The sequence below is a fragment of the Nostoc sp. S13 genome (genome assembly GCF_029379315.1).
In the GTDB taxonomy this organism is placed as follows: domain Bacteria; phylum Cyanobacteriota; class Cyanobacteriia; order Cyanobacteriales; family Nostocaceae; genus Nostoc.
The window spans coordinates 1-7,011 of the sequence record NZ_JAQYWQ010000201.1; the positions used below are offsets into that span (position 1 = coordinate 1).

Below are 7,011 nucleotides of genomic sequence, written 5' to 3' on the forward strand. Positions count from 1 at the left end.
TTTGACTTTGCCACTCTTCAGATGTACGGAGCTTGTTCAAAACTCAAATAGGATTCCTATAACTAGATCAATATTAGCTTACTGCATAGTTTTTAGTTCATATGCAGTAGCAACGATATCTAATACACTAATTACACTATTAGAATCTTGATTAAGACTCTTGAAAACATCTGGATAATCAAAGATTAGCGGAATCTCTGTATTCAAAAAATTCAATATGGAAATAGCTGGTTTTGAAATTGACTGAAATTTATTAACTTGCTCCTTTAGAAGTTTGCTAAAAAAATCGCCTGAGTCAAAACTCACAGAAAATTTAACTATTCTTGATGCATCAGTTATTTGTGTCGCACTAATCCCTAGTTTTTGACTAACTCCAACTTGATTGAGTATTTCATTGATATTTGCAACTTGAGTGAATTGAGCGTTTGCCATCTTTGCTCTTATTCCTAATTATCTTATCTGAATGACGTTTAGATTTAAAGTATGTCTATAAGAAAATGGATAATGATATATCACTCACTGCTTCCTTGTAAAAATTATCCAAGCTACACAATGCGATCGCCCTTCCCGCACCCTGAAAATTTAAGTTCAATTAAATTAAAATTCCAAGGTATGAATTTCTCCTTACAACTGAAAAAATGTTTAGACAAAACTAGCTAACGAATAAACATCGTCGCTCATAGATGTCACCATACAAACAGATCAAAAACTTACTGCATTTGCCTGCAAGAGACAACCTTGATATTGTTTCAGTAGTTATACTGCTTCTATATAAAAAATAATATTTACATAATGAAGTATCAATGTGTAATCATCAAAAGGATGTGAACCTTATGTGAAATAATAATATTGATAAACTTTACATTTTGACGAGTTTTGAAAAGTCGCTGTATGTCTAAATCTATGGTTTCATTTGAAGGATATCGAATTTTGCAAGATATCTACTTATGATCATGAATGTTGCACCCGCCATTGTAGTACTAGGTCAAAATAGCGTCGCAATAGCACGCAAAATAATTACTGTCCTACCAGGGGCGACACTATACGGTCTAGTGGGTCGCACATCTGGAGTTGATGTCAGCTTTACGAATTTTGGCGAGACGTTGCGCAAGTTATTTATCCAGGGAACGCCGTTGATTGGCATTTGTGCCGCCGGTATTTTAATTAGGACGCTAGCTCCCGTACTCTCAGATAAACGACAGGAACCACCAGTGCTAGCCGTGGCTGAAGATGGTAGCGCTGTTGTCCCACTCTTGGGCGGACTTGGTGGGGTAAACGATTTGGCACGCCGCATTGCCGAAGCCCTTGATGTCAAGCCGGCAATTACGACCACAGGCGATTTACGTTTGGGCACAACGCTGTTGTCTCCTCCCCCTGGATACCATTTAGCAAACCCAGATGATGCGAAGAAATTTATCTCAGATTTGCTAGCCGGGGCACAAGTCAAACTAAAAGGCATCGCACCTTGGTTGAGCGATCGCAAACTACCTATAGATTCAAATGGAGAGTTGACCATCAAAATTACCGAACATTTGGTGACTCCTACACCCAACTGCCTTGTCTACCACCCAGCAACGATCGCGATCGCAATTAGTGGCATGATTCATGATGCAGTAGCTTTAGTACAGCAGCTACTAGCTGATGCCAAACTAGAAAAAGCATCAGTCGCTGGGATATTTGCACCCATCACCGCCGCAGCCGATCCCGCAATCGACACCGTAGCTAGCGCCTTGGGAGTACCTGCCCGCTTTTTTACCCCAAATCAGCTAGAAAGCCTGCTTTCACAAGGTTATAGCCCCGCGCAAGCCGCAGCGATCGCCGCTACAGGCAAATCCCCCATTACTCCCGCATCTCCCCAGATTGCGATCGCTATTGCCCCTCTACCAATTGACCTCAACATCACAGGTCAGCCACGCGGCCGATTAGCGATTGTTGGTACAGGCCCTGGTGGATCGCAGTGGATGTCTCCAGAAGTGAAGGAGATACTCAAATCGGCAACTGACCTAGTGGGTTACAAAACTTATTTAGATTTAATCGGTTCTCTAGCTGATGGCAAGCAACGGCATGAGTCCGACAACCGCGAAGAAGAAGCACGGGCAACGATGGCGCTTGATTTGGCAGCATCTGGGCGATATGTAGCTGTAGTTTCATCTGGTGATCCGGGTATCTATGCAATGGCAACAGCAGTTTTTGAAGTGTGCGATCGCTATGCCAAACCCGAATGGGACAGTATCGACATTCATGTGGCCCCAGGCATCTCTGCTATGCAGGCAGCAGCAGCAGCGATTGGTGCGCCCCTTGGGCATGACTTCTGTGCTATTTCCCTATCTGACATCTTGAAACCTTGGTCTGCGATCGCGCAACGAATTACTGCTGCTGCTGAGGCTGATTTCGTCATTGCTTTCTACAATCCTGTTTCCAAAGAGCGTACCTGGCAACTGGCAGAAGCAAGAAATATTTTGCTGCGACATAGAAGACCGGATACACCAGTAGTGTTGGCACGGAATCTCGGCAGACCAGGACAGACGGTGAAAGCGATCGCACTTGATGATTTAGCACCAGCAAACGCCGATATGCGGACAATTATTCTCGTTGGTTCCACAAAAACCCGAACCATCAGGCGCCGCGATGGTAATATCTGGGTTTATACGCCGCGTCGGTATACTGACTAATAAGTATATTGTATTACTTGCCTTTGCTATCTATCCCCTAGAGTAGCGATATTTTGCGTAACGAACAGGAGACATCTATATCTTGGCTGGAGATGAAAATGGTATTCTAATTAACCCTAATGGTGAATGGAGATACGACGAATGACCAAGCCCAAGTTTGCATCAATGAGTAAAATAGAGTTAAAACGTTATTTATTAGAAAATCGTAATGATACAGAAGCTTTTCACGCTTTAATGGATAAAATTAACGCTGAACCTAACCCGAAGTTTTATACCATAGATGAAATTGGTGAACTGGAAAAACTAATAGAAGCAAAACGGACACGAGAAAATCATTGAAGAAGAATTCAGAATTCAGGAGTCAGAATTCAGGAGTCAGAATCAATCAGTCGGGGATTCAGACCCGCGACTGCGAAAGTTGACCACAAAACAAGAAAATTTGGTGGGGGTGCAAAAACGCCGATTATTCATCCACCAGTCGTACAAAATTCATTCTGAATTCTGACGACTGGCACCTTTATTCTGTTCGATAAAAACTGTATGGGCATTCTAAATATATTTTGCCAAAGTGGTGATGGAAGAAGAGAAGGGAGAGGGAGAAACAATTAAAATTTATTCCCCTACTCCCCATTCCCCACTCCCCACTCCCCACTCCCCACTATTTTTAATTCGCTTGCAACGGGGCGTTTAAGACTTTCTCAATGCGATCGCGCGTTTCTAATAAGTGCGCTTTGGTATATTCATCATCGGAATTAACATGTTTAAGTTTCTCATCCAATTGTTTGAGTTTATACCACGCCATAGTGCGAGCATCTTCTGGAACATACTCTTTCCGTAACACCATAGCCGTCAAAATGTTCAGGTATTCACGCTGCAAGCCTCGCCGCAAACTGGAAATCTTCGTTGATTTACCTTTTGGTTTGATTACTTCCGTCCAAATATCTAACTGCAAAGTGTCAAATAATTCTGGAAGAGTCAGTGCTTTTTCGGCTGGAGTTTTGAGTTCGATATCCTTAAGGCGAGAGAGGCGATCGCCTGAAAGTAAATCCCGCAACACAGAACTTTGCATGAGTAGTACCAAGTCATGAATTGGAAAATCCAAACGGCCAACTTGCGGATCACTACCCCAATGTCGCCAACGGGAAGGTGCTAATTTATTTAATAGTTCTGGTGAAAAACTCAGGGCATCTTCTGCAAACACATACTTTTGCAGCGTCTGTAAAGCTTGGCGTTGTTGTTCAACAGGTACTGGTTCAAATGGTAATCGGTGTTGGTGGACTCCAGAGACCTTATCGGTAGGTATCTCGCTAGGGTGAATGCGATAGAAAGACTGTCCCCCGATGTATTTTGTGGTGTAATATATTTGCTGGAAATAGTTACCCAATACTGTGCTAAAATGTTCGCTCACATCGGTGTAACTATCACCAGTCAGTGGGTAACGCTTATCTAGACGTTCCCACATCAGCCGCGAATTATTCAACTGCCACTGAGAATAAAGCAGCACATTGCTGCTGTTATCCCAAGCATCGGCTGTGGGGTCAAGATCATACACATCTTCATCTGTGGAATAACTCAACTCTGGCTTGTAAGATTGTGCAGCAATTTTCTCCAAAATTGGCTTTTCTGCTATGGGAGTTGATGTCTGAATTAATATGTAGCCGTACTTAATCGCCCATTCATCATAAGGCCCTACCATGCTGGGAAAATAATCTCCCTGCTTTGTACCTTGAGGAGCGATGTTTGGGGGAATGTAGTCCATCACGGAAGATGTCAGACCTTTAGTTTTGGTAATTTCGGTATTATTCATCTCCTGTGGTGGTAGCAGTGTACTACCACGGAAGTTATGGCGTAAACCAAGAGTATGTCCAACTTCGTGAGCGATGATTAAACGTATATATTGATTGATATATTCTTTCATCTGATCAGCAGTGGTCATGGTATCAGGTAGCAGTGACATCGCTAATGAACCAAAGGCAAACTGGTTAGCAGCTTCCATCCCATAGCATAAATCGTACTCGCCTGCCATTTTTGATAAACGACTCAACAACCCCTGTTGTTCTTGCATCTGCTGAGGGACACCATTGTTTTTCGCATCTAAACCATTGGCGCAAAGTAGACGATTTTGCATCAAAGCTGATAAAGTAGTGCGATTTTGGGTTTGGCTGGGTTGGACGATTTTGCGATAATCATTCTTGAGTGCCCGCACAAAGCTGGCATCTACGAGAATGTCTGCATCCAAAATTTCCCCAGTCAATGGGTTAACGCGAGATGGCCCCATTGCAAAATAACCATCGACTGTGTTAATCCAGCGAATCGTGTTGTAACGAATATCTGCTGGGTCCCATGTGGCGTCATCCGGCATTTGGCGGACTTCAATTGCATCTTTGAATCCCGCTTTCAGAAAAGCTTTGTTCCACATGATAACGCCTTCTTTGATCGGATCGCGGTACTCTAAGGGCACAGCGTTATCAATCCAGAAGACAATCGGTTTTTTTGGACGAGAAATTACTGCTTTCGGGTCTTGTTTTTCCAAATGCCAGCGATTGATGTAGCGGACAAAAGAATCGCCGCCATCGTCTTTGGATAAATCTTGGTAGGCAGTGATGAAATAGCCGATGCGATCGTCAGCAAGGCGCGGTCGATAATCTTGATCGGGTAGTTGGGAGAGACTGTAATGGACGCGCAGGGTAAAACCACGGTTGTCAGCTAGCGACGCAAAGTTTGGTATTTGATTCTCGTGACCAGCACCACCAGAAAAATTCAAAACTGACTCAATTTCTAAGTTTTGGGGAAAAGCTTTAGCAGTACCAAAATAGGACTGGTCTGTGCTTTTTGGTACTCCTAAACTTACAGATAATCCAGCTAAGTCTGTCAGTAACAAATCGCCCAAGTCGATCAGAATAGTTTTGCGTTGTGGATGAATGCTTTTAATCGGAATGGTGTAGAGAACAGAGTCACTAAAAGACCGGGCTAGCGATCGCACCTGGGGATCTCCCTCACGAGTACGAAAATTCACATTGCGAATCACAAAGTTTAATTTATTATCCACCCGTTGGAAATAAAATAAAAAATCTTGCAAAGGCATACCACTGTAAATACCCCGTTCGCCAATACCTGATTCTAAGGTTGTGGTACTTAAGTAATTTTTATTAAGTTGCTCTGGCTTAATTTCTAGATAAATTTTATTCTTTTCTTTATTGCGATAAAGGGTGAACAATCCCCCTAACTTTTGGGTGCCTTTGATTACTTCGTCAAACACCTCTAAACCTTCCTTTGCTGGTGGTTTAGCACTAGGATTAGGCTTTGCATTCGGTTTCTCTGGTGTTTTTATAGCTTGCAAAAATGGTTGTAGTCCTGATTTTTTAAGGTCTTTTACTACCCAAATAAATGGTTGAGGCTCTACGTGTTTATTTTGATTAACTACCCAAACTTGCCCTGACGGTAGCCTCTGTTTCGGGGGAATATTCATACCCTTTGCCGATAACGCTAAGATTTTAGTTGAAGAAGTTTCTGTTGTTAACTGACTATTAGATTTTTCTCTACTTCTTTTCGTAACCACGGCTTCTACAACTCGTACAGCCTGATGGTTAGCGGACAAATCTGTATCAACTCTGTTAACAGATGGTAACTTGGCGCTAGCCGTTGCTATTCCTAAAAAAAAACTATGTAACAAAATCATATAAAAGGTTAATCTGTGGTTCATGCCATCTATACCTGATAATTATCCCGGAGTTAATTTTTAACTTTTGCAAAGCTATATAGCCTGCTTTTTGTCGATTCTTTTGGCTGTTTTAGATAAAATAGCAAACTTGAGACTTTAATTTTAGTTGGCATTTTTCACCTTTATCAGAAATTAAAGGGTTTAAGACGGAACGTCAACACGTAGCTTGGAGGCAGGGCAGAGTGGCTCCGACTCCGCTGCCGCGCCACAACGGGGAGGCAGTCTGTTGGGCGGGCAAATGCCCGACTTGTACCCCTTAAAAACAAGCTACGCGCAGCGTCTTTGAGACCAGAAGGAACTGCCGTGGGAAAATACGCAAGGCGCTACCTGACAATTCAGCTCATGTGGAAAGGGCCACGAAAAACCTAACCCCCTTCCCAACTCGACTTGTGTATACACGGTAGCCTTTTAGGAGAGAGATAAAGAAGAGAGGTTTTGCAGATACCGTGAAAAGTCAGAGGCGCTACTCTCCTTCTGTTAGCGTCGGAACAAGCGTCACTTTTCAAGACAGGCATCAGAATTTTCCAAGACGAATTTTCAATTGTTATCGAACAGAATAAAGGTGCCAGTCGTCAGAATACAGGAAAGGTATTCTGTACGACTGGTGGATGAATAATC

The 7,011-nt window shown here is 42.8% G+C and carries 4 protein-coding genes; 2 read left to right on the forward strand and 2 right to left on the reverse strand.

Annotated features, from left to right (window positions below):
* Positions 1-78: 78 nt before the first annotated feature.
* Entirely contained in the window at positions 79-432 is a 354-nt protein-coding gene (locus PUQ00_RS31710; RefSeq protein ID WP_300423884.1) for a hypothetical protein, read from the reverse strand.
* Positions 433-947: 515 nt separating this feature from the next.
* Here PUQ00_RS31710 and cobJ point away from each other — a divergent pair.
* Both cobJ and PUQ00_RS31720 read left to right on the forward strand, forming a co-directional pair.
* A complete protein-coding gene (cobJ, locus tag PUQ00_RS31715) occupies positions 948-2,672 on the forward strand; it encodes a precorrin-3B C(17)-methyltransferase (protein ID WP_300423885.1) in 1,725 nt (574 codons plus the stop codon).
* Positions 2,673-2,813: 141 nt separating this feature from the next.
* On the forward strand, positions 2,814-3,011 hold the full coding sequence (locus PUQ00_RS31720; protein WP_300423887.1) for a hypothetical protein: 198 nt from the start codon (positions 2,814-2,816) through the stop codon (positions 3,009-3,011).
* Positions 3,012-3,336: 325 nt separating this feature from the next.
* On the opposite strand, the gene PUQ00_RS31725 is transcribed toward PUQ00_RS31720, so the two are convergent.
* Entirely contained in the window at positions 3,337-6,375 is a 3,039-nt protein-coding gene (locus tag PUQ00_RS31725; protein WP_300423889.1) for a zinc-dependent metalloprotease, read from the reverse strand.
* Positions 6,376-7,011: the final 636 nt, after the last annotated feature.

Excerpts from the sequence above, each read along its gene's own strand:
- PUQ00_RS31710 (WP_300423884.1), bottom strand. The coding sequence starts at position 432 with ATGGCAAACGCTCAATTCACTCAAGTTGCAAATATCAATGAAATACTC.
- cobJ (WP_300423885.1), top strand. The coding sequence starts at position 948 with ATGATCATGAATGTTGCACCCGCCATTGTAGTACTAGGTCAAAATAGC.
- PUQ00_RS31720 (WP_300423887.1), top strand. The coding sequence starts at position 2,814 with ATGACCAAGCCCAAGTTTGCATCAATGAGTAAAATAGAGTTAAAACGT.
- PUQ00_RS31725 (WP_300423889.1), bottom strand. The coding sequence starts at position 6,375 with ATGAACCACAGATTAACCTTTTATATGATTTTGTTACATAGTTTTTTT.